This is a genomic window from Bathymodiolus japonicus methanotrophic gill symbiont (assembly GCF_019721995.1).
Classification (GTDB): Bacteria; Pseudomonadota; Gammaproteobacteria; order Methylococcales; family Methylomonadaceae; genus Methyloprofundus.
The window spans coordinates 1-25942 of sequence record NZ_BLYC01000043.1; the positions used below are offsets into that span (position 1 = coordinate 1).

General features: G+C 41.7%; 37 protein-coding genes and 5 pseudogenes. 15 read left to right on the forward strand and 27 right to left on the reverse strand.

Annotated features, from left to right (window positions below; genetic code table 11):
- Positions 1-190 precede the first annotated feature (190 nt).
- Positions 191-498 (forward strand): annotated as a pseudogene (locus K6984_RS36660) (transposase); the annotation flags it as partial.
- Between the two features lie 143 nt (positions 499-641).
- Here the strand turns inward: K6984_RS36660 and K6984_RS25520 are convergent.
- A pseudogene (locus K6984_RS25520) lies at positions 642-908 on the reverse strand (IS30 family transposase); the annotation flags it as partial.
- A gap of 83 nt (positions 909-991) precedes the next feature.
- Between K6984_RS25520 and K6984_RS25525 the strand changes: the two are divergent.
- The 3 genes from K6984_RS25525 to K6984_RS35020 all read left to right on the forward strand — a co-directional run bounded on the left by K6984_RS25525 (position 992) and on the right by K6984_RS35020 (position 2564).
- Positions 992-1207 (forward strand): hypothetical protein, encoded by a 216-nt coding sequence (locus K6984_RS25525; protein ID WP_221894768.1) that lies wholly within the window; start codon positions 992-994, stop codon positions 1205-1207.
- Between the two features lie 440 nt (positions 1208-1647).
- Positions 1648-2487, forward strand: coding sequence for a VapE domain-containing protein (locus K6984_RS25530; RefSeq protein ID WP_221897982.1), 840 nt, complete (start codon positions 1648-1650; stop codon positions 2485-2487).
- On the forward strand, positions 2436-2564 hold the full coding sequence (locus tag K6984_RS35020) for a hypothetical protein (RefSeq protein ID WP_263458596.1): 129 nt from the start codon (positions 2436-2438) through the stop codon (positions 2562-2564). The genes K6984_RS25530 and K6984_RS35020 overlap by 52 nt, the downstream gene beginning before the upstream one ends.
- A 197-nt stretch (positions 2565-2761) precedes the next feature.
- Here K6984_RS35020 and K6984_RS25535 read toward each other — a convergent pair whose 3' ends face one another.
- The 4 genes from K6984_RS25535 to K6984_RS25550 all read right to left on the reverse strand — a co-directional run bounded on the left by K6984_RS25535 (position 2762) and on the right by K6984_RS25550 (position 4305).
- Positions 2762-3424 carry an IS3 family transposase gene (locus K6984_RS25535; protein ID WP_221897983.1) on the reverse strand — a complete coding sequence of 221 codons (663 nt, stop codon included), beginning with the start codon at positions 3422-3424 and terminating at the stop codon, positions 2762-2764.
- Between the two features lie 56 nt (positions 3425-3480).
- Positions 3481-3642 (reverse strand): hypothetical protein, encoded by a 162-nt coding sequence (locus tag K6984_RS25540; RefSeq protein ID WP_221897984.1) that lies wholly within the window; start codon positions 3640-3642, stop codon positions 3481-3483.
- Between the two features lie 79 nt (positions 3643-3721).
- Complete coding sequence (locus tag K6984_RS25545; protein ID WP_221897985.1) at positions 3722-4042, reverse strand: hypothetical protein; 321 nt, start codon at positions 4040-4042, stop codon at positions 3722-3724.
- A gap of 20 nt (positions 4043-4062) precedes the next feature.
- Positions 4063-4305, reverse strand: a complete 243-nt coding sequence (locus K6984_RS25550) for a hypothetical protein (protein ID WP_221897986.1) — start codon at positions 4303-4305, stop codon at positions 4063-4065.
- A gap of 264 nt (positions 4306-4569) precedes the next feature.
- Here K6984_RS25550 and K6984_RS25555 point away from each other — a divergent pair.
- The 4 genes and pseudogenes from K6984_RS25555 to K6984_RS25570 all read left to right on the forward strand — a co-directional run.
- Positions 4570-4984 (forward strand): annotated as a pseudogene (locus K6984_RS25555) (reverse transcriptase domain-containing protein); the annotation flags it as partial.
- Positions 4985-5401: 417 nt separating this feature from the next.
- Positions 5402-6145 carry a hypothetical protein gene (locus K6984_RS25560; RefSeq protein WP_221897987.1) on the forward strand — a complete coding sequence of 248 codons (744 nt, stop codon included), beginning with the start codon at positions 5402-5404 and terminating at the stop codon, positions 6143-6145.
- An 18-nt stretch (positions 6146-6163) separates the two neighbouring features.
- Positions 6164-7351 carry a transposase gene (locus K6984_RS25565; protein ID WP_221897988.1) on the forward strand — a complete coding sequence of 396 codons (1188 nt, stop codon included), beginning with the start codon at positions 6164-6166 and terminating at the stop codon, positions 7349-7351.
- A 141-nt stretch (positions 7352-7492) separates the two neighbouring features.
- Positions 7493-7801: a hypothetical protein gene (locus tag K6984_RS25570; RefSeq protein WP_221897989.1), complete on the forward strand. Its 309-nt coding sequence runs from the start codon at positions 7493-7495 to the stop codon at positions 7799-7801.
- A gap of 189 nt (positions 7802-7990) precedes the next feature.
- Here K6984_RS25570 and cas6 read toward each other — a convergent pair whose 3' ends face one another.
- From cas6 to K6984_RS25620, 10 genes are all read right to left on the reverse strand, one after another.
- Positions 7991-8833: a CRISPR system precrRNA processing endoribonuclease RAMP protein Cas6 gene (gene cas6, locus K6984_RS25575; protein ID WP_221897990.1), complete on the reverse strand. Its 843-nt coding sequence runs from the start codon at positions 8831-8833 to the stop codon at positions 7991-7993.
- A 428-nt stretch (positions 8834-9261) separates the two neighbouring features.
- Positions 9262-10434, reverse strand: a complete 1173-nt coding sequence (cmr6, locus tag K6984_RS25580; RefSeq protein WP_221897991.1) for a type III-B CRISPR module RAMP protein Cmr6 — start codon at positions 10432-10434, stop codon at positions 9262-9264.
- Complete coding sequence (gene cmr5 / locus K6984_RS25585) at positions 10434-10850, reverse strand: type III-B CRISPR module-associated protein Cmr5 (RefSeq protein WP_230988288.1); 417 nt, start codon at positions 10848-10850, stop codon at positions 10434-10436. Before cmr5 ends, cmr6 begins: the two co-directional genes overlap by 1 nt.
- Positions 10823-11692: a type III-B CRISPR module RAMP protein Cmr4 gene (gene cmr4 / locus K6984_RS25590; RefSeq protein WP_221897993.1), complete on the reverse strand. Its 870-nt coding sequence runs from the start codon at positions 11690-11692 to the stop codon at positions 10823-10825. Before cmr4 ends, cmr5 begins: the two co-directional genes overlap by 28 nt.
- A gap of 10 nt (positions 11693-11702) precedes the next feature.
- Positions 11703-12938: a type III-B CRISPR module-associated Cmr3 family protein gene (locus tag K6984_RS25595; protein WP_221897994.1), complete on the reverse strand. Its 1236-nt coding sequence runs from the start codon at positions 12936-12938 to the stop codon at positions 11703-11705.
- Entirely contained in the window at positions 12931-14874 is a 1944-nt protein-coding gene (gene cas10, locus K6984_RS25600; RefSeq protein ID WP_221897995.1) for a type III-B CRISPR-associated protein Cas10/Cmr2, read from the reverse strand. The genes K6984_RS25595 and cas10 overlap by 8 nt, the downstream gene beginning before the upstream one ends.
- Positions 14871-16061: a type III-B CRISPR module RAMP protein Cmr1 gene (cmr1, locus tag K6984_RS25605; protein ID WP_221897996.1), complete on the reverse strand. Its 1191-nt coding sequence runs from the start codon at positions 16059-16061 to the stop codon at positions 14871-14873. Before cmr1 ends, cas10 begins: the two co-directional genes overlap by 4 nt.
- A gap of 12 nt (positions 16062-16073) precedes the next feature.
- Positions 16074-17267, reverse strand: coding sequence for a TIGR02221 family CRISPR-associated protein (csx2, locus tag K6984_RS25610; protein ID WP_221897997.1), 1194 nt, complete (start codon positions 17265-17267; stop codon positions 16074-16076).
- 20 nt (positions 17268-17287) lie between these two features.
- The gene (csm6, locus tag K6984_RS25615) at positions 17288-18427 is read right to left on the reverse strand and encodes a CRISPR-associated ring nuclease Csm6 (protein WP_221897998.1); all 1140 of its coding nucleotides are present in this window, start codon (positions 18425-18427) and stop codon (positions 17288-17290) included.
- Complete coding sequence (locus tag K6984_RS25620) at positions 18427-18615, reverse strand: hypothetical protein (protein WP_221897999.1); 189 nt, start codon at positions 18613-18615, stop codon at positions 18427-18429. The genes csm6 and K6984_RS25620 overlap by 1 nt, the downstream gene beginning before the upstream one ends.
- On the opposite strand from K6984_RS25620, the gene K6984_RS35025 reads away from it, so the two are divergent.
- On the forward strand, positions 18593-18721 hold the full coding sequence (locus tag K6984_RS35025) for a hypothetical protein (RefSeq protein WP_263458596.1): 129 nt from the start codon (positions 18593-18595) through the stop codon (positions 18719-18721). The two genes, K6984_RS25620 and K6984_RS35025, sit on opposite strands and share 23 nt — an antisense overlap.
- Before the next feature lie 126 nt (positions 18722-18847).
- Here the strand turns inward: K6984_RS35025 and K6984_RS25625 are convergent, their stop codons facing one another.
- The 6 genes from K6984_RS25625 to darT form a co-directional block, all read right to left on the reverse strand.
- Positions 18848-19393 carry a transposase gene (locus tag K6984_RS25625; RefSeq protein WP_221898000.1) on the reverse strand — a complete coding sequence of 182 codons (546 nt, stop codon included), beginning with the start codon at positions 19391-19393 and terminating at the stop codon, positions 18848-18850.
- On the reverse strand, positions 19359-19517 hold the full coding sequence (locus K6984_RS25630) for a hypothetical protein (RefSeq protein WP_221898001.1): 159 nt from the start codon (positions 19515-19517) through the stop codon (positions 19359-19361). The genes K6984_RS25625 and K6984_RS25630 overlap by 35 nt, the downstream gene beginning before the upstream one ends.
- Complete coding sequence (locus K6984_RS25635; protein WP_221898002.1) at positions 19462-19914, reverse strand: hypothetical protein; 453 nt, start codon at positions 19912-19914, stop codon at positions 19462-19464. The genes K6984_RS25630 and K6984_RS25635 overlap by 56 nt, the downstream gene beginning before the upstream one ends.
- A gap of 238 nt (positions 19915-20152) precedes the next feature.
- A complete protein-coding gene (locus K6984_RS35845) occupies positions 20153-20512 on the reverse strand; it encodes a hypothetical protein (protein WP_338024569.1) in 360 nt (119 codons plus the stop codon).
- A gap of 34 nt (positions 20513-20546) precedes the next feature.
- Positions 20547-20891 carry a macro domain-containing protein gene (locus K6984_RS35850; RefSeq protein ID WP_338024570.1) on the reverse strand — a complete coding sequence of 115 codons (345 nt, stop codon included), beginning with the start codon at positions 20889-20891 and terminating at the stop codon, positions 20547-20549.
- On the reverse strand, positions 20860-21549 hold the full coding sequence (darT, locus tag K6984_RS25645; protein ID WP_230988290.1) for a type II toxin-antitoxin system toxin DNA ADP-ribosyl transferase DarT: 690 nt from the start codon (positions 21547-21549) through the stop codon (positions 20860-20862). Before darT ends, K6984_RS35850 begins: the two co-directional genes overlap by 32 nt.
- A gap of 260 nt (positions 21550-21809) precedes the next feature.
- On the opposite strand from darT, the gene K6984_RS25650 reads away from it, so the two are divergent.
- Complete coding sequence (locus K6984_RS25650) at positions 21810-21965, forward strand: hypothetical protein (RefSeq protein WP_221898004.1); 156 nt, start codon at positions 21810-21812, stop codon at positions 21963-21965.
- Positions 21966-22034: 69 nt separating this feature from the next.
- On the opposite strand, the pseudogene K6984_RS25655 reads toward K6984_RS25650, so the two are convergent.
- Positions 22035-22340: pseudogene (locus K6984_RS25655) on the reverse strand (DDE-type integrase/transposase/recombinase); the annotation flags it as partial.
- A 178-nt stretch (positions 22341-22518) separates the two neighbouring features.
- On the opposite strand from K6984_RS25655, the gene K6984_RS35030 reads away from it, so the two are divergent.
- The 4 genes from K6984_RS35030 to K6984_RS25660 all read left to right on the forward strand — a co-directional run bounded on the left by K6984_RS35030 (position 22519) and on the right by K6984_RS25660 (position 23450).
- Positions 22519-22647: a hypothetical protein gene (locus K6984_RS35030; RefSeq protein WP_263458596.1), complete on the forward strand. Its 129-nt coding sequence runs from the start codon at positions 22519-22521 to the stop codon at positions 22645-22647.
- Positions 22648-22674: 27 nt separating this feature from the next.
- The gene (locus K6984_RS35035; protein WP_263458820.1) at positions 22675-22809 is read left to right on the forward strand and encodes a hypothetical protein; all 135 of its coding nucleotides are present in this window, start codon (positions 22675-22677) and stop codon (positions 22807-22809) included.
- A 98-nt stretch (positions 22810-22907) separates the two neighbouring features.
- Entirely contained in the window at positions 22908-23030 is a 123-nt protein-coding gene (locus K6984_RS35040) for a hypothetical protein (RefSeq protein ID WP_263458881.1), read from the forward strand.
- A gap of 135 nt (positions 23031-23165) precedes the next feature.
- Positions 23166-23450, forward strand: a complete 285-nt coding sequence (locus K6984_RS25660; protein WP_221898005.1) for a type II toxin-antitoxin system TacA family antitoxin — start codon at positions 23166-23168, stop codon at positions 23448-23450.
- 295 nt (positions 23451-23745) lie between these two features.
- Here the strand turns inward: K6984_RS25660 and K6984_RS25665 are convergent, their stop codons facing one another.
- Positions 23746-23898, reverse strand: a complete 153-nt coding sequence (locus tag K6984_RS25665; protein WP_221898006.1) for a hypothetical protein — start codon at positions 23896-23898, stop codon at positions 23746-23748.
- Between the two features lie 12 nt (positions 23899-23910).
- Between K6984_RS25665 and K6984_RS25670 the strand changes: the two genes are divergently transcribed.
- Positions 23911-24192, forward strand: a complete 282-nt coding sequence (locus K6984_RS25670; protein ID WP_221898007.1) for a hypothetical protein — start codon at positions 23911-23913, stop codon at positions 24190-24192.
- Positions 24193-24229: 37 nt separating this feature from the next.
- Here K6984_RS25670 and K6984_RS25675 read toward each other — a convergent pair whose 3' ends face one another.
- From K6984_RS25675 to K6984_RS25685, 4 genes and pseudogenes are all read right to left on the reverse strand, one after another.
- Complete coding sequence (locus K6984_RS25675; protein ID WP_221898008.1) at positions 24230-24754, reverse strand: GNAT family N-acetyltransferase; 525 nt, start codon at positions 24752-24754, stop codon at positions 24230-24232.
- The gene (locus K6984_RS25680; protein ID WP_230988289.1) at positions 24754-25038 is read right to left on the reverse strand and encodes a type II toxin-antitoxin system TacA family antitoxin; all 285 of its coding nucleotides are present in this window, start codon (positions 25036-25038) and stop codon (positions 24754-24756) included. Before K6984_RS25680 ends, K6984_RS25675 begins: the two co-directional genes overlap by 1 nt.
- Positions 25039-25284: 246 nt before the next feature.
- Positions 25285-25374: pseudogene (locus tag K6984_RS36665) on the reverse strand (IS6 family transposase); the annotation flags it as partial.
- A 61-nt stretch (positions 25375-25435) separates the two neighbouring features.
- The coding region (locus K6984_RS25685) for an IS3 family transposase (protein ID WP_221898009.1) at positions 25436-25942 on the reverse strand (507 nt) is incomplete at its 5' end.

Here is a 25942-nt window from a genome sequence, read left to right on the forward strand (position 1 = left end):
GGAGACCATCAATCCCTTATTACCCAACGCGTTATCGGGTGGTCGCCCAAGAACAGTAAGTTTAAGAAACCTGAATTCGTATAATAAGTGCATAACCTCTGAAAGTAACGGATAGCAATACACCAGTTGAATTGGGACAAGACATAGGTGTACAGTAAACAGCTACCAAACAATTTACAGAGGCTACAAATTGAGCTATAAACACCTATGTCCTGAAGAAAGACATTATATAGTAATTGAATTAAAAAATGGGACTTCTCAGAATAAAATTGCAGAATCCCTGGGGCGAAGCCAAAGCAGTATTTCGCGTGAGCTTGGCAGAAACACAGGTCAAAGAGGCTATAGAAATAAGCAGGCCGAGGGTTTTGCTCAGGAACGTCATAAAAACAAGCCTAAAGAAGTTAAATTGACGGATGAAATCAAATGTATTATCAATGCCCACATTGAGGATGATTGGAGAAACCTGAGCAGGTTGCAGGACGATTAAAGGGTAGTGGTAGTGGTAGTGGGTTAAATCTGTTATTTCACTTAAATAATTAGGAGAAGTAAAAGGTTTACATCATAATTCCTCGAATGAAATGTCGCGGATTCAAGCTATAAATGCAACACCCTGTGATTTATTTAAATTCAACCCAGTCATTTCACAAAAAAACTTCCCAGGGTGTTCTGTAGTTTAAGGTTTTTCTTGGGCGATGATTGAGTGCTGTAGCGCTGTCAACTTCCTCTTGAGTCACCGTATCTAAGGGTTCGTTTTTTGGAAAATACTGCCTTAATAAGCCATTATGGTTTTCATTTAAGCCTCTTTGCCATGAATGGTAAGGTTTGGCAAAATAAGTGCTGCAATCGAGTGTCTTTGCAATCGTTTGATGCCCGCAAAATTCACGACCATTATTAAATGTAATCGTGTGTACCTATTGCTTAACAGGCGCGCCATGCTACCTCACGAAATTCCGGGACTCCTGTCGCCATAATTCGTTCACCTACGCAGCGGATGGGAGATGCCCTGAACGCCCTGCGTCCGCAACGACTACGCACAAAAGCCGCTTCGTCATTACTACCTCACTGGCTGGACGGCTATTCGGAATGCAATTCTTGCTCCTCTCGCGTGCTGCTAGCACACGTCGAATCAGCGAATTGCCCTGTCGCCTATCAGGGACTAAAAATCACCACTTCGCTAAGCTACGTTTCCATGATTTTCAGCGTATGAAGGGACAATAAAGATAGTCCCTAAAGACCGGACTTATGCCACTAGCCAAATGATAATATTTTATTCAGTTATGAGTTTATTACAGGGCAAGGGGATACAGCCCCCCGTATTTATTGAAAAGGGGACAGATAAACTGTTTATACAACACAACCTATTTATCTGTCCCCTTCCACCCGCAAACACGGGGGTATCACTACCCAGAGGAGCCAACACATGAGAAGCCAACAACACAACCCGAGGTTGGCTTGACTGAAGAGCAGCTTTCGAGTTATGCCTTTAAGGAGATTTTGGCAGGAGGTGAACTACAGCCTGCGTAGTAAACTCTAAAAATGGAATAGGTAGATGTTAAACCACCTATTCCATCCTCATAAATGTGGAGGCATGAAAAGCGACAGAACTTAGATTAATAAATAAATTAACACTGCAAAGGATATAGAGGAATGAACAAAACAACACCACTGTTGCACCCTGGTGAACGTGGAGAGCTTGAGGGGCTGATGAAACGCTTTGGCGTGGATGCCCGTTATGATGAAATGTTGAACGCACCTGCAATTAAAGGCGTTCCCGGCGTAGAAGGAAATGAATTGAAAGACTTGGTAGCGTACACCAAAGTTATTTGCAGGAACTACAAGCTTAGCAGGACGATTGTTGATGAACAGTTAGAATCTATCATTGAAAGCAATGTTATTAATCCCGTTAGAGATTGGCTTACAGGCATTACACGCACCAAGACAAATAACCCAGTCCATGAACTTGTAGATAACTTGCCAGTGGAAGATAAGGAATGGGTTAAGGTCGCCATGTATAGATGGCTAATACAATGCTGTGCGGCCGCTGATATGGCAAAGCATGAAGGTAAGCATCCAGATGCTATCCCCAAATATGAATGTGTGCTGGTGCTAGGTGGAGATCAAGGACTCCATAAAACTTCATTTATTAAATACCTACTCCCTGCGGAACTTCATAAATACATAAAAGACTCTGTTCGCCTAGATACAAAAGACCGGGATTCTATGCTTAATATTCTTAGGTGCTGGATACCTGAACTTGCAGGCCTAGACCCTGCGTTGAAGAAGAAAGGGCTGCCCGAGTTAAAAGGTTTTTTGGCAAAAGAGGTGGATGAAATAAGATTAACGTACGCTAGGAAACCTACAGTCATACGTAGGCATGTATCGTGTATGACTTCTGTTGAGGGAGAATATCCACCCATCGGGGATGTCGCTAGTTTTTGCGAAAGCTTGTTTTGGGCATCCCAGCCCAAGCAAGCAGCAAAAACTTAACGCGACCACTTATGCCTCCGGCGGCCCCGATTCGTCCTCGTCACCTCGTCCCGACCCAACAAGGGGTCGGAACATAGGCTCCAAATGACTTGACGCCGTGTCGGATGGCCTTTTATTTTGTCTCCACCTTCGCTAACGCTCAGACTCCGACAAAACAACGGCCCTACGGCTATCGCGGACTAAAAATCTTCACTTCGCTATAATAGATACAGATCGACCTTATAGCACCCCAAAGAGTCAAGACAGATTTTTCAACAATCCTTATTCCATATTCCTAAGCCGCTTCATTCTGCTGTTCATTAGCTAAAATACTTTCTCTATATACATTCATTGGTTTTTTATAGTCCAGGGTTTCATGAAACCGTTGATGATTATAAAACTCAATATAGTCATCAACATCTTCTATTAACGCTCTAATTGAACCATATTCATTTAAATAAATACGCTCACATTTTGCACTTCGCCAAAACCGTTCAATACAAATATTATCCGTTGCTCGTCCTTTTCCATCCATAGAAATAGTGATGCCTTTGTTTTTTAGTCGTTGGGTATGAATTTCACTGGTGTATTGACTGCCTTGATCCGTATTAAAAATTTCAGGTGTTCCGTAGAGAGAAAGCGCTTCATCTAATACATCCATAACTAAAAAAGAATCCATTGTGTTTGATATTTTATGGGCGAGCACTGCTTTTGAGTGCCAATCAATAATCGCCGCTAAATAAACCATCCCTTCTTTGGTTTTAATATAGGTTATATCTGTACTCCAAACTTGGTTAGCGTGTGATATATCAAGATCTCTAAGCTTATAAGTATCTTTTTTATGTTCTTTTATGGGGATCGTTGTATTGACTTGTTTTACCGCTAATACGGCTTTCAAGCCCATCTGCTGCCGATAACTCGCCACCGTGTTTAAACTGACTTTAAAACCATCCTTCAAGCAACTGCTGGTGTACTTTAGCCGCACCATAAATAGGGATGTCTTTAAAAATGTGATTAATCTGAGTTTTGATCTCTTCTTTCTTTCGCTGTCAGCCCCGGACTGGCTGATAGTCTCCAGAAGGCGCAGGGAAATTTGCCAATCCGAAGTGCGCGATAGCGCGCGAGGGAGGCTAAAATTTTATCCCGAATAGCCGTAGAGCCATTTGTGGTAGCCATGACTGAGCTGCTTTGTGCTCAGTCTGTGGCGGACGCAGGGCGGCTGGAGCATCTCCTATTCGCTGCGTAGGTGAACGAATTACGGCGACAGGAGTCCCGGAATTTCGTGAGGTAGCATGGCGCGCCTGTTATTCTCTCTTTTTTTGTAATAGAGATTGCTTCTATTTAATCCTAATAATGCACACTGCCGCTGAAAATCATGGAAACGGAGCTTAGCGAAGTGGTGATTTTTAGTCCCTGATAGGCGACAGGGCAATTCGCTGATTCGATGTGTGCTAGCAAGCACGCGAGAGGAGCAAGAATTGCATTCCGAATAGCCGTCCAGCCAGTGAGGTAGTAATGACGAAGCGGCTTTTGTTCGTAGTCGTTGCGGACGCAGGGCGTTCAGGGCATCTCCCATCCGCTGCGTAGGTGAACGAATTATGGCGACAGGAGTCCCGGAATTTCGTGAGGTAGCATGGCGCGCCTGTGTGTTAGAGGTAGAGTGTTAAGCTTGGGCTCAATCAACTGTTTTCTATCAGATGAGTCCAAGCTTTTTAGCTTTTTTTCGAGCCACTCCTTTTCAACCGTCATTTTTCCTACGATTTTTGTGAGCATCTCATTTTGTTCTTGAGCTGCTAATAGATCCTCTTTGTAATCTTTAACGGCTTTGGAGGGCTCCATTGCTATTTCTGCATTGTCTAAGAATATTTTTTTCCAGTTTTGTAGGTTCTTAGGTGTGATGTTATTTGCACTGGCAATTTCTTGCAGTGTTTTTTCATTCTTTAAAACTTCTAATACTCGATGTTCAAGTTTTTTAACTGATTGATTTTATTGATAATTTTACTGACAAAGAAAGCATCAACATCATTGTAAATCAATCACTTATAAAACAAAGCCGGAAAAATTTACTTTTCTTAGCCCAGTTATAGCTGAAAACTTGAACATCGAGTATTAGGGATTCCCAGCGTACACGACAGAGTCATCCAACAAGCCATCACACAAGTTTTACAGCCCCTCATTGATCCTGATTTTTCAGATCATAGTTATTGGCTTTCGTCCCAACCGTTCCGCGCATGATGCTGTCAGGTCAGTGCAGAAAGGGATAAAAGACGGCTACGGCTATGCCGTGGATATTGATTTATCCAAGGTCTTTGACAAAGTCGATCACGACTTATTAATGAACCGGCTCGGCAAGTGGCTGACTGATAAACAACTATTAGGACTGATTGGAAAATATCTGCGTACTGATGTGAGCATCAAGGGAAAGCGAGAGTCAACAGTTTGTGGCGTGCCGCAAGGTGGCTCGCTATCGCCACTTCTCGCTAACATCATGCTGGATGATCTTGATCGTTATTTAGAGCATCAGTGTTCCCATTGAAAGAAGAAGTACCTAAACAAAGCAGCCTATAACCTACCTGAAGGTAGCACCACTCGAATATTTCCATCTTTTTGATTTTAATCACTTATAACAGCAAATAGACACTCTGTAGGCACCGTAAAAAAACAACAAATAATGTAACTACTCAGCGTGTTTTTTAACTTTAAAATCAAATGGATATATTTTAATTTAACCTTACTTTAGTCATTTTCACCTTTAAAAAGGGGTGAAAATTGGACTAAAATTCAGAGAGATACATTAATTATTATTTTAAATCAATCTGTTATGAGTTTAAATTACGCTGAGTAGTTACCAAATAATTTCAAATAAAGCTTGCATTTGCCGAAAAGATTTTTCTAAAAATTTCCGTTTTAATCACCTCATAAACGGATATCACCCATGCTTAAAGACCTACCACTCTCTGAACATATTCACCAACACTGCAATGAAAGTATGGAACGTGCGCTGTTAGCAGAGCGTCATCCTTTGTGGGCTCGTTCATGCCCAGAGTTGAAGGATATCGACTTTATTCGCCTTGGGTTATTACGCTGTATCAGTGTAGTCGATAGTGGTCGCCATTTCCTCCAAACCAATGAACAGATTTATGGCCAGCTGCTTCCCCACTCAACGTATTTTAAATCACTGAAGTCGCATAGACGAACAAGTATGCTTGAGGCATTTGAACAGCAGAGCTATCATCTTCACGCTGAAACACTGCTATCGCAAGGCATTGATTATCTTAAAGCATTCCCGGAACTTGACGAATACACCATAGAAGCAGCGGATGGACATTTTATTGATCATGCCTGCCATACTGAAAAAAACAGCAAGGGGAAAGTTTATGCGGCCGGGGGGATTTACGCGTTGAATCTCAGAAGTGGGTTGCTCAGATTTCTTTGTCTGGTGACAAACGGAACTCAGAGACATCAAGAAATACCTGTGTTACGAGATCATATTGAAAAGCAAAACAAGGGAAATAACAGCTCTCAGAAACATCTCTATGTCTACGATAAAGCCGTCACCGACTTTGTCTGGTGGGATCGGCAGAAACGACATGCTAATTACATGATTTCAATGCTAAAACTCGATGTTCAAGTTTTTGATATTGAGAAGGTAAAATCAGGTATTCTGAGGTTGTTGTAATTTTATCGGTGTAAGCCCATGTTAATGAATGCCCCAGCCACCTTTATCCAAAGCTATATTGACGATTTAAATGATGCGCTCAATCAGCTAAAACCCGGAGCCGCTTTGACACGGATTCAAGCCGCTTGGTTGGGCACTTGTTTAACGGGCATACTGCTAATGAACTCTGTTTGCTGGGCTAAGTTTGAGCGAGCAAGCCTTGGAGATTGCAAAGTAGCCGCATTATCCTGGGTGTTTCGTAAAGCAAGTATACCCTGGGACTGGTTGCTACGGGTGAGTGTGGTCTTAATTTTAAAACGTTATGGCATTACTGAAGGTGTGTTGGCCTTTGATGAATCAGACCGAGCACGATCTAAGTCTACAAAACGTATTTATAAGGTTTACAAGCAGAAACACAAAGGCTCCGGCGGGTATGTTAATGGACAAACGATAGTATTATTGCTGCTAGTTACCTCATCCATTACAGTGCCTGTCGGTTTTTTCTTTTATATGCCGGATCCAGCCTTAAAGCAGTGGGATAAAGAAGATAAACGGTTGAAAAAGAGCGGTATAGCAAAAAAAGATCGGCCTATTAAGCCTGAACGTGACAGTGCCTACCCGACCAAAACAGAGATTGCATTAGGCTTATTAAAAGAGTTTAAAGTTGCGCATAGCCTGATTAAAATTAAAGGCGTACTGGCTGATGCGCTGTATGGTGAAAAAGCCTTTATGGACGAAGCCGCTAAAGAATCTGGAGGCTCGCAGGTGATTAGCCAATTACGTAAAAACCAAAATATTGAATATAGAGGTAGAATAAGGTCAGTCGAGAGCTACTTTAATTCGATTAACAAAGGCATTGATCAGATAATACGTGTACGTGGCGGCAAAGAGATTAAAGTGACTGTCAGCAGTGCACGATTAAAGGTGAGTTCTCACAGTAAAAAACGCTTTGTCATTGCCTTAAAATATGACGGTGAAAACGACTATCGCTATTTAGTGGCGACAGACCTGACTTGGCGCACACAAGATATTATTCAAGCCTATACGTTGAGATGGCTGATTGAGGTTTTCTTTGAGGACTGGAAGCTTTATGAAGGATGGGGGCGTGAGGCCAAACAATCGCTGTCAGCCCCGGACGGGCTGATAGTCTCCAGAAGGCGCAGGGAAATTTGCCAATCCGAAGTGCGCGATAGCGCGCGAGGGAGGCTAAAATTTTATCCCGAATAGCCGTAGAGCCATTTGTGGTAGCCATGACTGAGCTGCTTTGTGCTCAGTCTGTGGCGGACGCAGGGCGGCTGGAGCATCTCCTATTCGCTGCGTAGGTGAACGAATTACGGCGACAGGAGTCCCGGAATTTCGTGAGGTAGCATGGCGCGCCTGATTCTGAGTCTTTTGTTTGACCATTGCCTTCTCCTTCACCCAGAGCAAATAGCCCGCATTGAAAGCAAACTACCTGCGTATACCGTAGGAAGCTTACAGCGCAAGTCTCAAATGGATGTACTGCTTGAGTTCATCACGTCATTGCTAGAGTTTCCAGATCCTGGTGATAAGCTGAAAGAGTTAGGTGAATTAATAAAGGATGTGTTTCAACTGATGCCATCAGGAAAACATATGATTGGCAGAGATTTAGGGCGCTTAGGGCCAATAGCATCATTAAAGTATTGTTCTGCTGGGTGAAGGTAAGAGTTTGATGGCAACGGGATGGAAAAACTTGAACATCGAGTAATACCAACTTGCTTTTAAATTCAGCACTGTAGACCGTTCTTTTTCTGCTCATTTTAATACTCCAATTTTTTACAAATAGTAACTAATTTGGAATAAGATTGCTTTGATTTCTTGTCTGGATTTGCTGGGGGATTATAACCACTACCCATCAATCAAATACCTTCCCATACCAAAGGTGGTTTTATTGCCTACATGCAACCATTGTCCGAGTGCTAATATGGGTAAAAAATCGGCTAAATCACCCTCTAGCTCTAACTCACCTAACACACCACCAAACACCATTTTTTGTTTTTGACGCGAAGAGTAGCGTTGCCATTCATACCAGTGAAACTGTGTTTTACATTGAATACCCTCTGCTTGCTGTGCCAGTGCTGAAAAATCAGGTGCTTGATAGTGCTCGCTATGGAATTCTTGCAATAAATAATAGCGTCGCACGAGTGCCATAAGAAAATCTCGTCCTTGCATGGCATGAGATAAAACCCGCCCTCTTTGTTGAATGCGTAGTGGTGTTAGTAAGCGTAGCTTTAGTCTGTCAACTGGTTCCAAAAGGGGGCACTCAAACTGAGGTTCCGCTAACAATTCACCTTGTTGGCTGCTATAGATCACTTGTTCTGATAATTGGCCTGGCTCAAATATAACGCTTTGTAATGCTGCTTTTGCGTGGCTCTTGCCTAGCCCTTGCTGTAGCGCTTCTTGCCAAGCATAAATAATTAATGGCAAATGAGGAATGGCTTGCCCAATAAGCACCAAGCCAAAGCTAAATTCTTCACCAACCTGTAAGTTTCTCTCTCCCATCGGCGGTGGTTCGACAATAAAGGGATTAGGAATGGCGCTAAAGCGTTGTAAATCAGCGTTTGTCGGTGCCGGTGTTTCAAATATCTTTGGATAAGTACATTGCCGATACAATAAACAGGCTTTGCAATTATCCATTTTGGTCACACACGCTAACTTACGCAAAGCGCGACCAAAAGCCCCGCGCAGCATAGAGCCTGAGTAATCATTGAGCCTAAACGGCGTTTGCACTTGGCAGTTAAATTGGTACCGTTGTACTTGTAGCTGTGTCATAACATTTTTGGTGTCTAGTTCCCATGCTCTACGTGGGAATTCATCTGAGAGCGCTTTGCGTTCCCACGCTGGAGCATGGGAACGAGAAGCGGGGAGTCGCTATTTTTGCGAAAGCTTGTTTTGGGCATCCCAGCCCAAGCAAGCGGCAAAAACTTAATGCGACCACTAATGCCTTCGGCGCCCCAGACGTCCTGCGTACGTGCCACTTCGCCATTACCATCGTAAACTCGGTGCTGGCTTCGTACGCTGAAAATCATCACTTCGCTTAGGCTACGTTTCCATGATTTTCAGCGAAGGTAAAAAGCTAAAGCTTTTTTACTCCTGTTCGAGCTATTTAATTTTTATTCCTAGCTGGTTTGCAGCGCTTGAACCCTCTTAGCAATATTGCGTTGCCTATCGTTATAAACAGGCTTTGATTTTTTGCCCTTTACTTTATCAGGATCATTTAACAGCCCTGCAATATACTGGTCCAACAAGCTCACAATATCCTCTAAAATTGACGTATCGACAGTCTCTTCTAAAGTGGTCAACCAACCCTCAATTAGCCCCGCTTGTAAAAAACTATTTTTATTGGTCGTCCACTGCCCTGCTTCCGCTTGCCTAAAATAGTCTTGTGCTAAAGACGAAAGATTGGCTAATTTGGCATTGAGCGCCTGTTCTTTCTCTTGCTCTATTTGCAACTTGGCTTGTTTGTCTTTTAGGTCTAGCTTATAACGACTGTCTTCAGTCATATAACCATACCCTGCAGAAGTTTTAGCCCCTGCGCCTAGCCATTCTAATGCACAGGTCAATGCGGATACGACTAAGTCTAAGTCATCTGTATTAACACCGCTACGCGGGGCAATATGAAATATAAAGGCGGTTTCTTTAACCACTAAAAAAGGCACCGGCACAGGTTCATGCCAATCGGCTGGAATATTTTTAGCATTATGTACTACTTCATCGCCTTTACTGTACCAATCCCCCATGTGCGGAGTCATAATATCGCAAGTTAGCTCGGACTGTTTATTAGGTAAGGCATCAAAAAAAATAAAATCCCCCGTTTGATCTGCAATATCTTTTTTATCTTCTGTACCAAACCAGCTTTTTAAACGGGATTTTTTATCTTCCTCGCTCAGCTCTTCATCATTAAGCTCCACCCAAGCACGTACCAAACCTTTAACAGAAGCGCCACTTAAATACGGCACCGCTAAAGTCTGATGCCAGCTAAATCCATTTTCAACAGGATGTGAATTACCCATGCCTGTAATAAAATGCCAATCACTTTTATAGCGTTGGCTACTACCTTTTAATTGAGCAACGAGGGCTATTTGGCGTTCGGTAAAGATTTCAAGTTGTTTTGTATTTCCAGTGTGACCTTTTATTTTATTAATCCAAATAACTTTACCGTCTTTATTAGCCTTAATTAAACCCCAGTTTTCTTCATATTGATTAAAAAAACGATCAAACCATAAACCTGTATGCGCATTATTAGGCTTGTTAGGTATAGTTTGATATTCCTTATATAAAGGGGTAATCATCACTCTTCCTCCTTTAAAAAAGCTTTAGCAAATTTCTTTACCCAGCTCATTAAAACTAAGGCTTCGGCTTGTGCGAGTTGATAATGCGCCATATCACATTGGGTAATACCTTCCAGTACGTCTTTTTTCTGATGATAAGGCTGGCCTTCTTTGCACAGCCAATCAGACACCAATTGATATAACTGTCCGTATGATTCTCGCTCTTTTGATTTTAACTTACAAAATGCCATTGCCTGACCTAAGCCATTCATGTGTATCATGGCAGGTAAACCGCTGGCGTAACTAATGAATTCACCTTGTGCTTTATCTGTTGTTAATACATCTTTTAAATCCTGAATGCATTCTAGTGCAAAGTTAGCCCGCTGTTGCTGTATGGTTAAGCCCATGATTACGCCTCGCTCACTGTTACTTTGCACCAGCCCATGCCTACGGTTTCATTGCCACCCAACTGTAGATAAGACGACTCACCGAATAAGCCTTCGGTAATGCATTTTAAAATCGCATCTGCACTCATACCATCCCCGCGTGATTTATGCGCACTGAGTGCAAAATAAAAGGCGGTTTCAGCGGGCAAGGTTTCTTCGTACCAAAGTGCGCCTTTTTTAACAACTTTCTTTTCGTTCTCAATAGCAATGTGCGGTGTAACTGGTGTGGCATACTTGGCTAAGTAATTAAATTGATCGTTACTGACAATCACTAATTGCTCGTTTAAGTCCTCACTGGCAATGCCGGTGGTTTTATTTAGGACAGTGATTAACTCTGTTAAATCGGTAGTCTCAGTTTTAAATCGGTATTCTTCTAACAATAAATCCACTACTTCCGTTGCAGCGGTGATGGCACTGCCATTATCAGGTGTATTCGGCTCGATAAAGTCTAGGTTTATTGCTAAACGCGCGGCATCGCGTTTTAAGCGTTGCAATAAAGCGGGACAAGTGACCCATTTAAAATGACTGGTCAGCGAACGCACTGGCAGCAATAACAATCGGGCATCACTGACCAATAAAGCACCGGCATGTTCTGAGGCTTTATCGCTATTACTGTCAGGACCAAAAACATAAGTAATGCTGTCATTATCTTTGCCTAATTTATCTTCTGCTTTTGCTCTTAACGCGCCTTTCACGGATGAGCCAAAGACACACGGCCAGTTATTATGCCCTTCACGTTGAATGGGTAAATCTATACCATCGACTGAACTACCTGCCCCTGCATGAATGCTGGTTTCTGCCCAAAGTCCTATTAATGCATTTTTTGTTGTCATGTCTAATTCCTTATTGATTATCTGTATCTTGCCATTGCCCAATTAAAATTTGACCTCGCCCATAGGCGCTATCTATTCCCATGCAGTGGCCGTGTAATTTTTCGTGTAGGTTTTTGTAATCGTCTGGATTTGTTAAGCGACAAAACCAAGCACTTCCCGCAGGAATATAGCTTTTTACGGGACGTGGTTGATGGTTTTTCATATCCCAACCGCCTTCGCGATGTGCCTTACCTATCACGGCGGCTTCTATTTTTAATTCAATACCATTAATCTCACCTTGCCAAACGGTTTGTCCGTTTTGCTCACTTTGAATGAAATTTTCGGGGAACATCTTGCCACCAAAACCCGCTGCGGTAACAAAATGAATAACTAAAGTATCGGTTTTATGGTTTTTAATAAAGGGGAAAGGCTCTACTGTGTCACTGATAGCAACACTCGCCATCCGCCCCTCTCCGCCTAACCTCCAAATGGTGTTTTGTTGATGTGTCTCTAATGTTTCCAGTAAGCTCGCACCCAGATTCTTTACATCCAGTTCAATATGCACTTCATCCTTCAAACGTAGGTGCTGAGTTTGATACAACTTGCCATCAATCACTTTACGTTTTTCATTATCGCGAGCGATCCCTAAACGTGCTTCGTGGCTAAATAAATCATCGCTTTTAACGACATCGGCTACATTAGGCACTTGCCCTTCAAGGCATAGCCTCATACCGGCGGCGGTTAACCAATGTTGTTCAAGGTTTTTATAACCCACGCAGTCTTTAGGCATTTCCGGTAAGCGTACCGTACCTAGATCACAACGCACTGATTTACCTATAAGCAGTCGCTGTAAGTTTTCTTCTTTTTGCATGAGGTACAAAGGTGCAGGATATAGACGTTGCCCTTGATAGCATATCCAAGCACCGTTAAGCTGTAATTGACCTAAATGCTCGACATTACCTAGACTTTTTTCGAAGTCAAAATCACTGCTTTTACATTGCAGAGTTTTCCAGTCGATCTCCATTTGATCACCTAAAAAGGTACGCAAAGCCCCTGCTAAGGTACGAATAGGAGGCGGAAATAAGCTGCTTAGTTCACTGGCACCAGCGGCATCATGTGGACGAGATTCACGAAAAAACCAGGTATCAAAGGGGTGTAATTGTAAGTTGATTTGCCCTTTAGCTAACGCTTCTTGTTTTATATTTTCTGTTTGTTTCTGTATTGGTTTTTGCTTGTCTTCTTTTTGTTTTCGACGATATTTAGCCACGTTCAACTCCTTTTTCAGCTAAGAAACGGATAAACTGCAAAGCATCTGTTCGTAGCGTGTAATGCTGCGTAAAAGGCTCCTGCTGGTTATCTATATTCCTATGCCATTCAAAACACTGAGCTAACAATGGCTCAAGTAAAGTCATTGCCGTTTGTAAGCTCACTTTATTCTCTTTACTATGTGAATTAACCCCAGAATTGAGATAATCCGCTGCAATTAACTGTGTCATAACGTCAGGCGTAAAGGGAAAACCTTTATCTTTTCTGGCATTGTCATTCAGCATGACAAAACGCTCCTCAACATGAAAAAAGAAACTATTAGAAAATGGTGTTATTTGTTGTGCGGTTTGCAGGTCTTTCGCTAATTGATCGACTACCACGACACCACCTTCGAGTGCTTTTTCCCACGGCATCGCCCATTGCAAATGCTGACCACCAGGCTTCCACACTCTCACAGCAATGGCATCACGTCCTGTTTCATTTTTGGCAATATCGTCTAATAAATGATGTGCGTCGCCCAGCACTTTACTTAACGGCATTTTGATATGTGCGTATTCAATCGCACCCGATAAGGTGGTATTAATATCAGGATAAGCACTAAAACTGTCTAAATAATGTGTGCGCAGTTCGTTAGCACAGTTTAATGCCTGCTCTAAAGGTAATAACGCTAAAACATCATCCCCACCTGCGTAGATAAGAAAGCCGCTGTGGTTTTCAACAAGTGCTTGCACGCCTGAGGTGAATTTTTCTAAGCCGGTACTGATCTTTTCTTGTTTTATGGTGTCGCTCATGTGTTTACCGAGTGAATCACCATCCATCATTAACACGGCATAAAAGGGGCTGACGGGTTCGATGTTATCAACTGATTGGCGTAATGCTTTTAAGGCATTTTTTACGCGTTTAGCTTGATCTTGGTCGGGGTAGATATTTTTGTTTTCTAATGCCGCTTCAAAAAATACGTTTCCATCAAGGCTTTTGGTATTCCAAAATAATCTTTCTCCCTCGCGTCGATCAAGTGCTGCCTCAATACAATCTAAACGGGTTTGATATTCACCATAGCTTTGCGTGAGTTTTTTTGCTTCATCGTGAAATATTTTTAATTTATCTTCGGGTGCATGAGTTAGAACTTGCGCTATCCAGGGTGCTGCGGCCATATAAGCAACGGATGGAATCGAGGATTTAACTGTACAACCGTGCAAGGTCCAACCATTTGGCATTTCTGCCTTTAACTCTGAAAAACAATGGGCAAAGCGACGCTTAATAAAAGCAATAGCACATAAATATTCATGTGGACGTAAATCGGTTTTTATCGCTGATCCAGCTTGCTTAATGACGTCTTGCCAAAATAAATCTAAACCTTTGGCGTTAGGGGTGGCAATACCTGATAGCTCTTGCCAGCCGTCCATCATCATACATTTAACCCCCGCTTCTTCGGGTGGCAAATAATTACGCCAGTTTTTGCGCCTATCTAATAAGTTACTTTCGGTTGCGTTATCAGATAATGCCCAGCTAATTTCCCAGAAGTTCTTTACCTGTCTATCCCAAATAGCACGAGTTTCTGCTGGGCAATGCGTTAGATCTTGTTGCCAGATTTGTTCGGCTAATGCAGCCCATGCTTGTTGAATGCTGTCTGCGACTAAATCAGGATTAAAGTCATGAGGGACGTTGGCTAATCCGCCTTTAAACCGGTTGGGGATACAACCTTGTTGTGGTTCTGTGCCTGATTTTCCTTTGTGTTCTAACCAGTCGAGGTAGTCATCACTTACTTTAGGGAAAATTATTTCCCCTTGTTGTTTAATAACGGCCTGCATAGCAACGGCAGATAACCAAGACAGTAAAAATGAACCCGCCCAGAAATCACGCGTGCGTCTGGCTTGAGCAACAAATCCTTGTACAGGGCCTAAGGTAAAATGGAAATATTGATCTTGCTCGTTCATAAGATGCGCTCTCTCTGATTAAATCGGTCTAAATAGTTAGTAATCACTTTCCAATCCACATCACATTCAAGCATTTGTGTTTTATGTCCTTTTTTTAATTGAATTCGTTTCCGATCAGGTAAAAATTCTGCTCTAAATAAACTCTGTACAGCCATACATTCACCGGATACAAAGCGATGAATATGAATCATTAAAGGAGAAGCTCGACGACTCGATTTACCTGATTCAGCTTCAGCGTCGACATCAACTTTAGTTCTATCTGAATAACAATAATTATGAGGCAAGCCAAATACAACACGCTTTGGATGCTCTGTAATGTGTTTGCCTTGTGCAAAATCAAGCACTAGATCATGATCGCCCTTAAAATTTTGTTCTGCATCTTTGCCATTAACTTTATGTCCTCCTTCTGTATTTCTGCCATAGCTTCGGTACATTTGCTGCTCATTGCCAACCTCAGTTAATAGACTTTCGGCTGATTTATTTGTAAATGCTGATAAATCAATGCGGGTTTGTTTAGAAAAAGCTGTAAAAGGCGGCATTTCTTCAGGCAGTTGGCTTAATAGATCTGTGATCACTTTTTTATAGCTCGCCTTATCATCAGGCATAGTTATATTCTTGTTATTCTTATCTTTGTCGGTGTAAGTTAAAAATCGAATAGCAACAGATCCCCAGCCTTTACGAGAACGACTGCCCAAACCACCCAGTAAACCAAATAGCATTAAAGTATTTATAATAGGCTGCGCATCCACCTCATTATCAAGCTTTAAAACAACCTTAAATGTTTTCTGACTTTCTAAGGCAGATTGTAAAAGTCCGTCTCTACAATGGTACAACCCTTGCCCTAGTAAATATTGCTGCTCTGGGATTGGATTTGGGATACTGGCTTTTTTAGCTGGTAATTCTTTACCAGATGATTTTTTTAATTTTAATAAAACCTTCCCTTGCCCGTATTTATTATCTTTAAACGCGGCACCAAACAATTCTGCTTCTTGCTCATGTAACGCCTGTAATGCTTGATCCGCATTACCTTTTGCTTGCTCCAAATACGCTCCCCATTGCAAGGCACGCCACCAAAAACGCAATGCACCTTTTATTGACGGCGGCCTAACTTCAGGGTCATCTTCTTTACCTGCCCCACCAATAAACATAGGCGTGACAATTTCAAATTCTGCTTCTATTTTTTGCATCGACTATGTTTCCTAATTTTCTGGGAGTAATTGCTTAAATAATTCCATTAATTTTTTCTGTAAAAGTGCTTCATCACTCAATATTGACTGAATTTCCCCTTTATTAGGGCGGTTAGCATGAGCTAATGAATTACGAATATTCCTTAATAATTTATAAGCGGTAACATCGACTTTCGATAGCTGTGTTTCAATGGTTTTGCGCACTTCATCTCGAACCTCATAATTCTCCATATCCGCACTGGGATTATTTTTTTTAAGATGGTGAGTAATAACCGCCTCATAACCCAAAGCTGAGGCTCTCACGTAATCCCCTTGCTGCAAATAAAACAGGGACTTCTCTCGTTGTCGTAAATAAATACTGTTTTGATCTTTCCAGCTAATACGTTCATTTAAGCTATCACTGAATAACTCGGCAATGCCTGGCAATTGACCCGATGTTTGTTTGGCAAAATCCCGCAGCGGTTTGCGCGCATTAGTAATGCTTAATGTACCCTCATGAAATGCCGCTTCTTTCAGTAAATAGGCTGTTTCAGGCACCATTCCTTCTTGCTTTAATAATTCACTAAAATGCGCAATGTCGCCTGTTTTATCAAATCCATGTAAAGCACCAATCCAATCGGCTATTTTTAATAAGCCGTCTAACCGCATTACCGGTGTTTTTTGGTTTTCAGTTAACTCCAATGCACCATAATAAATACCAGTGATGATTACTTGTTTTGCCGTTTGTAAATACATGGCGCTCAATAAACCAAGCATAGGCAAATGACGTAATCCATGTGTTAAATCCAGAGATACTTGATCACCCTTCTGAATGTCATTTGCCATAATTTTTAAGATTTCCGTTTGCTCTTGCTCATTCACTCCGTAAGGAATGAGTTGTAAGATACAAACTAAACCCAGCTTTTCAGTTAAATCGCCAGCACACGCATTTAGTTGATCCTGAGTGACTTGATTTGAAGTCGCTGATTCACTTAATGCAATCCAATGCTCTTCTTGTTGTTCGGAGTCGGCAAATTTTTCATAAAAAACATCCCACATACTCCCTCTGGTACCTAATATGATGAGCTGCTGAGGTTGAATCACCTCACGCAATCCTAAACCAAAGAATTGGGTGATTTTTATTTGACCCTCAAAATCATAATTAGCCGTTTGATATTTACCACCTTCACGGGCTTTCCCTAAAAAACTGATTAATGTGTGTGTCATTCCTTATTTCCTGTTTATTATTAAATTGTGGAAAATGTTACTTGTTCGGCAAGTAAGTCAGTGGCGTAAAACATCGCTCCATCATGCCTAGAGCTTTTTATTAAGTACGCCTTTGCTAAGCGTTCACCTAAATTTTCTTTTAGCTGCTTATTAATGCGGGTTATTTTTTCAGCAAAGAAAGCACCTTCCATGCCTTTAATTAATGCATTTTCAGTGGTTTCTGCGCCCATCTCACCGACAACAGTTCGATAATCAATTATAAAATCCTCCGCATATTGTGAATTTCCTTCAAACTCTAGCGGTTTTTCTAATGCATCTTGTGAGTGAATAGTTTGTTTTAATAACCAACTATAAAAGGCAATGGCAATCGCCGGCATGGTAAATACCTCACCATTAGCTGATATTTTCTTATTCTCTAAATCGATAATTAATTCAGGAATAAGCTCTGCTTTACGGGCAAGATTAATGGTATCGAGAAAACCAACCTTACCTTTAAGCAGCTTTTCAGGTATGTCCTGACGCATGCGAATAAAGGGAATTTCAGCCAGTGTTATCTGTGCTTTTGAGGTATCTAGCGGCCTGTTATCTCGGGTATTAATGACATTACTTTTTGGTGTGGGGTAATAAAATTCGGGGAGACCTTCATAACCGTCCGAAACTAATACATGAGACAGCCTGTCTTGAGTACGTCCAAATAATGATAAGGCGTAGCCAATATAGTAGCCCATTGTTTTGCGCCCCCCTGCAATAGAGACATGTACCGCCGTGTCTTCGTCACGCGTTAGCTGGTTAATTATATTGGTAATAAAATCAGCCGCTGCTTCATTTTGTGCTGGGTTACGAATATCATCTAACTCGTTGCCCTCTTGGTCACAAATAATGTGAATATGCTGCTCTGTAAAATTAATATCGGATAATTGGTAATCACGGCACAGCACATGAAACGGCCCTTTCTCTTCATGTAAAAGACTTAAATTAGCGCGATGAGCACCCTCTATAGTGGTGATTAAGTGGATTTCTGTGGGTATAAATGCAGGTTGGCTTTTTACCGCCAGTCCGTATAGAGTTTCCGTTAATATTTGCGGTGATAAGCCGCTAACGGCAATTAAGATGCGTTTTTTATATTCGTGAGGTTGCATAATTTTTCCTAATCTAAACATCAGTGTTCCCCTATCAATTGAGGCCGTGAAACTAACCTCGCCACAAGAGAGCTCATAAAGCACTGTAAAGACATTCCTGTTATTATTGCGTTTTGAACTGCCCGAATGGTATACGAGCTGATACGAGATATTCTTGCCTGGAAAAATATCGGGGAGTCGCTATTTTTGCGAAAGCTTGTTTTGGGCATCCCAGCCCAAGCAAGCAGCAAAAACTTAACGCGACCACTTATGCCTCCGGCGGCCCCGATTCGTCCTCGTCACCTCGTCCCGACCCAACAAGGGGTCGGAACATAGGCTCCAAATGACTTGACGCCGTGTCGGATGGCCTTTTATTTTGTCTCCACCTTCGCTAACGCTCAGACTCCGACAAAACAACGGCCCTACGGCTATCGCGGACTAAAAATCATCACTTCGCTTAGGCTACGTTTCCCTGATTTTCAGCGATGGATTCACAAAACGATCTCGTTTTTGAGCCTGTTGCTGCCTAATCTCCAGAGCCTCGCTATATTTTTTATCCGATGGATGAATCAATTCTGGCTGTTGTGTTTTTGAAATCTCTTCAAACACGCGCATTAAATTATAGCTCATTGCAGTCAGGCGCATTTGATTTTCAAGTGAGCGGGTATTGGAAGACCAAGCTTTAGTTTCCTTGAAATTACTTTTAGTGTTATTGAATGTCTTTTCAATCGTCCATCGCTTGAAATACAACATGGCAATGGTTCCAGGGTTAATAGTCATTGGCAAGGTTGTCACAAACCGGTGAAGTTTTCCGGTTTCTGGATCACGGTAATCCACCACGTTAAATTTGATGCCCTTGTTTTCGTACACACTGTATGCTTCAACCCCTGTATTGATCTCATGGCGGGAGTCAAAAGGGATAGACTCAACCAGAGTCGCAATTGAATTTTCTTTTAGCATTGAAATCATGTAATTAGCATGTCGTTTCTGCCGATCCCCACCAGACAAAGTCGGTGACGGCTTTATCGTAGACATAGAGATGTTTCTGAGAGCTGTTATTTCCCTTGTTTTGCTTTTCAATATGATCTCGTAACACAGGTATTTCTTGATGTCTCTGAGTTCCGTTTGTCACCAGACAAAGAAATCGGGGAGTCGCTATTTTTTTCAGTATGGCAGGCATGATCAATAAAATGTCCATCCGCTGCTTCTATGGTGTATTCGTCAAGTTCCGGGAATGCTTTAAGATAATCAATGCCTTGCGATAGCAGTGTTTCAGCGTGAAGATGATAGCTCTGCTGTTCAAATGCCTCAAGCATACTTGTTCGTCTATGCGACTTCAGTGATTTAAAATACGTTGAGTGGGGAAGCAGCTGGCCATAAATCTGTTCATTGGTTTGGAGGAAATGGCGACCACTATCGACTACACTGATACAGCGTAATAACCCAAGGCGAATAAAGTCGATATCCTTCAACTCTGGGCATGAACGAGCCCACAAAGGATGACGCTCTGCTAACAGGGCACGTTCCATACTTTCATTGCAGTGTTGGTGAAATATGTTCAGAGAGTGGCAGGTCTTTAAGCATGGGTGATATCCGTTTATGAGGTGATTAAAACGGAAATTTTTAGAAAAATTTTTTCGGCAATTGCAAGCTTTATTTGAAATTATTTGTTGTTTTTTTACGGTGCCTACAGAGTGTCTATTTGCTGTTATAAGTGATTAAAATCAAAAAGATGGAAATATTCGAGTGGTGCTACCTTCAGGTAGGTTATAGGCTGCTTTGTTTAGGTACTTCTTCTTTCAATGGGAACACTGATGAATCTAAATCAAAAATGCTGTTTTGTTTTTGCGGAACAGGCGCACACATTAATGCAAAGGCCTTTTCTAGTGTAACAGCACCAATACCAGGCACTGACGAGAGTTGGCCAATAGTACATATGCTGTTATCTGTTAGTGCATCGGATAATTTATTGATGGCTTGTTTTCTTAAGCCACTTTGCAGCATGAGCTCTGCATCGGAGCTCTCTAAAATACGCTGGCGGAATTGAATGAAAAGGTCATCTGTGGCTTTAGGATCATATTGATAGACTTCAACTGGAATAGTGCAGTCTTTTAAATAGCCTTCCATAAGGCTTAGTACCTGATCTTCAGGTAAGCCTCCTTTAGCAGCACCCCAATACTGGAAAGGCTATGGATTCTATCCCTCTCGTTTGATAGGTTTGCATGAATTTATCTAATCCGCGCTTAAGATAATCCATTTTACTGGGATATTTCCAGTGCTGTTTCGTAGGGAAGTTGAGCACCCAACAAGACTCATTTTTATAAAGCCATAATTTACCAATATCAATCTGCTTTTGTTTGCAAAGTGACACATATTTAGTAAACATGTCGGGATAACGTAATTTGAATTCCAGCGCGATACCTGCGCCCATCACACCAATACAATTGACAGTATTGACTTGAGTTTGGCAGGTGCTAGTAAAGATATTTCCTTGTATTATTTTCATAATGTTTCCTAAAAAAAAGTTCAGGTTGTACGACTACCTGAATATCCATTGACATCAAGTCTAGCGCATTCCTATGCGTGTTAGAACTCTTAACAGCAATTTGCATGATATTTTTTACCTGAATACGATCAGGTATTAGCATTTCTGCACACCTTAGGCGACGCCCATCTGAATAATCGTTCCAATAACGACTATTTAAACAATCCCAATTGAGTTGATTTAAATCATTTAATTCATTAAAAAAACGTGTATTGCAACAAGCAGCATTACCTTCTGTAAATAACATGCCAGGCTGGAGTAATAACTGAGGATTAAGTTTTAAAATAACGAGATGATTGGATAGTTCACGACGAGCATAACTCATAGGGTTACGAGGTCTAAAGTAAGTAGGTACATAATTATGTAAACTGCGCTTATAAATCGGATCTACTGCTGATCGTCGTGCATTAACATCCAAGTCAGATATATCCGTTAAAGTGCATTGTTGATGCGCTAAGTTATGACTTAAAAGTCCATTAGCTAAAATGCTAGGTAGATTATCAATATGAGTCATGTGATATAAATAAGGAATATCATACTTATTGGTAATCTCATTAACTGAAGCGCTTGTGCTGACAGTCACTACACCTTTTGGTGCACTGACTGGTATAGCATTCATTCTCAACATAATGCCCCCTGGATTAAATACTTAGCGGTGAACTAAGCTGTTGGGGCTATTACATCGAATTAGGGGGAATTAGTACGGTATGACAAATTTGTCAGTATTACTTTTGCTAGCGGGGAGTCGCTATTTTTGCGAAAGCTTGTTTTGGGCATCCCAGCCCAAGCAAGCGGCAAAAACTTAACGCGACCACTAATGCCTTCGGCGCCCCAGACGTCCTGCGTACGTGCCACTTCGCCATTACCATCGTAAACTCGGTGCTGCTTCGTAACACTCCCTCAAATGACTGGACGGCGTTTCGGAATGCCTTTTATTTTGTCTCCACCTACGCTAGCGCTACGATTCCGACAAAACAACGGCCCTACGGCTATCGCGGACTAAAAATCTCACTTCGCTTAGGCTCGTTTCCCTGATTTTCAGCGAATGAATGGTTCTGTCGCAATAATTATCAAAAGCGCAGACCTCCTGGTCTTCAGGCATAACTATCCTGCTAAAGCCATAAACTGCTTATAAGCAGGAATATTTTCCTCAGACAACTGTCCCTTTCGGATCATATGTGCCGTTTCAATTCCATCAATGGTTGCTTGAGCGGAGTGAAACGCTTTAAAGCCCATCATCGGTTTTGTTATTTTTTTGATAAAGCGGTGATCCTGTTCGATGATGTTATTCAAATATTTAACCTGTAATATGTCGATCATAGTGGCAAACCCAGCGAGGATTAACAAGAGGTTAATATTGGCTAATCCTGCATAGTTAGCGCCACTTTTATCCATACGCTGAAAATCAGGGAAACGTAGCCTAAGCGAAGTGATGATTTTCAGCGGACGAGCTTTCGGCTATGGAGCAAGCTCACAGTAGTGGGTATGGCTTAGAATAGGAAAATATCACTTGTTCGATGCAATGTTAGTGACTGGAGTAGAGGGTATTGATTCAATAAGAAATAGTTACATCGGGGAGTCGCTATTTTTGCGAAAGCTTGTTTTGGGCATCCCAGCCCAAGCAAGCAGCAAAAACTTAACGCGACCACTTATGCCTCCGGCGGCCCCGATTCGTCCTCGTCACCTCGTCCCGACCCAACAAGGGGTCGGAACATAGGCTCCAAATGACTTGACGCCGTGTCGGATGGCCTTTTATTTTGTCTCCACCTTCGCTAACGCTCAGACTCCGACAAAACAACGGCCCTACGGCTATCGCGGACTAAAAATCATCACTTCGCTTAGGCTACGTTTCCCTGATTTTCAGCGGGAGATGCCCTGAACGCCCTGCGTCCGCAACGACTACGCACAAAAGCCGCTTCGTCATTACTACCTCACTGGCTGGACGGCTATTCGGAATGCAATTCTTGCTCCTCTCGCGTGCTGCTAGCACACGTCGAATCAGCGAATTGCCCTGTCGCCTATCAGGGACTAAAGATCACCACTTCGCTAAGCTCCGTTTCCATGATTTTCAGCGAAGGAAAGAGCCAGAAAGAAACGTAATCAGCACCCTGAGTCTTATCTATGGGAAACTGAGGCAGGGAATGAGTATAGAGGTTATTTACTGGAGTTGCTAATAAAATAATTCATAAAAACACACAAATGGCGTACAATTATTTTAAACGATTGGAGATTTTTATGCCTACAATAGAAACCATTAAGCAAGAGCGTATGCATATTCGCCTTGATACAATATCTAAACAGAATCTAGAAAAAGCCGCTAGCTATAGCCATAAGAAGCTATCTGAGTTTGTTCTTTCTCAATCTTTAGCGGCGGCTGAAACTATTATTAGTGAGCATGAGCAGATTACTTTATCTCAACCTGACTGGGATTTATTTTTAGATGCTTTGGAAAAACCGCCTGCAAAAAATGCGAAATTAACGGAAGCATTAGCCTTACATAAAAAGTCTGTCGTTCGTTAAGTATGCAGTTAAACATTAATTCTCTAAATACTAATCATCGTCGAAAAGCATTTGACTGTGGTGAATCAAGTCTCAATACTTATTTACAGCGTTATGCTCGTCAGAATATAAAGAATCGTATTAACAGAGTGTTTGTTGCCTCACCTGTCGAATCAGGTAAATCGATTGTGGGTTACTACACACTGAGCGCGGGTCGCATTAGAACGGATGATTTACCTCCCGCACAAAAACAACGCTTACCAAACTATCCTATTCCTGTTGCTTTATTGGGTCGGCTTGTTGTAGACAAACAGTATCAAGGACAGCGTTTGGCCACCGCTGTCAGCCCCGGACGGGCTGATAGTCTCCAGAAGGCGCAGGGAAATTTGCCAATCCGAAGTGCGCGATAGCGCGCGAGGGAGGCTAAAATTTTATCCCGAATAGCCGTAGAGCCATTTGTGGTAGCCATGACTGAGCTGCTTTGTGCTCAGTCTGTGGCGGACGCAGGGCGGCTGGAGCATCTCCTATTCGCTGCGTAGGTGAACGAATTACGGCGACAGGAGTCCCGGAATTTCGTGAGGTAGCATGGCGCGCCTGTATTTTGTTAGCTGATGCCGTACAGCGTGTTGAACAGGCCAGTGAAGTATTGGCTGTTTATGCCATTGTTGTTGAGGCTTTAAATCCTTCAGTTCCTAAGTTTTATCAAGCCTTTGGATTTATCCCCTTTGCCGACCAGCCTTTAAAGTTATTTTTACCACTGTAAAATTAACTTTTCTAAGCCCTATTTTTTATAAAAATAACTAACCCAACTGCCTTATCACCTTCATTGAAATAAACAGACGCATAGGATTATTATCAAAGGGCTGGAAATCATCAAATGTTTGATAAAAAGATAACGCATTATCATCTAGCACATCAAGTACCACGCCTAAAGCAGGTAAACCTTTCTCCGTTAATTCAAGTGCTTTACGTAATGCAGTAATTAAAGTTTTTTTACCAAGCCCTTGCTTTTGGTAGTGTCTGTCAACTGCAATTCTCGCCAGCAGTACCACCGGCACAGGATAAGCAGGTAATTTTTTATCATAGGGAATATCCTCTTGCTTAACCGTTGATGAAGCTAAGGTGTAATAAGCGCCCAGTTTCACTTTCTGCTCGCCTTGACCTTCATCCTGTTCAGGCAGCACCCAAGTAGCGCTTAAACCTAGGTTTCTATTTTTATCTGCATACCGCTTCAAAAACTGATTCATCTCATCATGTCCACAGTCAAACACTTTATTCGCATGAAGTTTGGGATCAAGTAATTCAAATTGTGCAGCAAAAGCCATTAGTAGCCTTCTTTATCTAACTGTTGAGCTACTTGCAATAGTGATTTACTAGGTTTTATCGTTTCGTCTTCACACAGCGTAATAAATTGATCGAACTGCTGATTAGAGAGTGTAATTTGTGTTTGCTGCTGAATAATACTGGGTGAATTATCACGGATTAAGCGCGTGATATATTCAGTTAAAGAAGAGCACCCTAAGGCTGCTGATGATCTTTCAGCCATTTGCTTAGTTTCTAAATCAATCCGCATATCTAAGCGTTGGTTATGTGTAGAAATTGAACTCATTATATTCCCCCTACTTAAAGTCATATTCTCTTACAGAATAATACCATAGATACGGCAGTTATACGTACAAATTAGTATGTGTTATTTTTTATGCACCAGGAGTCCTGTAGAAGCCCCTAATGATTTCCATATATGTGTAGACCCCAAACTTATTGCCATTATCAATACGATATTATGGGAGTTGAAAATAACGGGTTCTGTCGCAATAATTATCAAAAGCGCAGACCTCCTGGTCTTCAGGCATAACTATCCTGCTAAAGCCATAAACTGCTTATAAGCAGGAATATTTTCCTCAGACAACTGTCCCTTTCGGATCATATGTGCCGTTTCAATTCCATCAATGTATAGCACCCCAAAGAGTCAAGACAGATTTTTCAACAATCCTTATTCCATATTCCTAAGCCGCTTCATTCTGCTGTTCATTAGCTAAAATACTTTCTCTATATACATTCATTGGTTTTTTATAGTCCAGGGTTTCATGAAACCGTTGATGATTATAAAACTCAATATAGTCATCAACATCTTCTATTAACGCTCTAATTGAACCATATTCATTTAAATAAATACGCTCACATTTTGCACTTCGCCAAAACCGTTCAATACAAATATTATCCGTTGCTCGTCCTTTTCCATCCATAGAAATAGTGATGCCTTTGTTTTTTAGTCGTTGGGTATGAATTTCACTGGTGTATTGACTGCCTTGATCCGTATTAAAAATTTCAGGTGTTCCGTAGAGAGAAAGCGCTTCATCTAATACATCCATAACTAAAAAAGAATCCATTGTGTTTGATATTTTATGGGCGAGCACTGCTTTTGAGTGCCAATCAATAATCGCCGCTAAATAAACCATCCCTTCTTTGGTTTTAATATAGGTTATATCTGTGCTCCAAACTTGGTTAGCGTG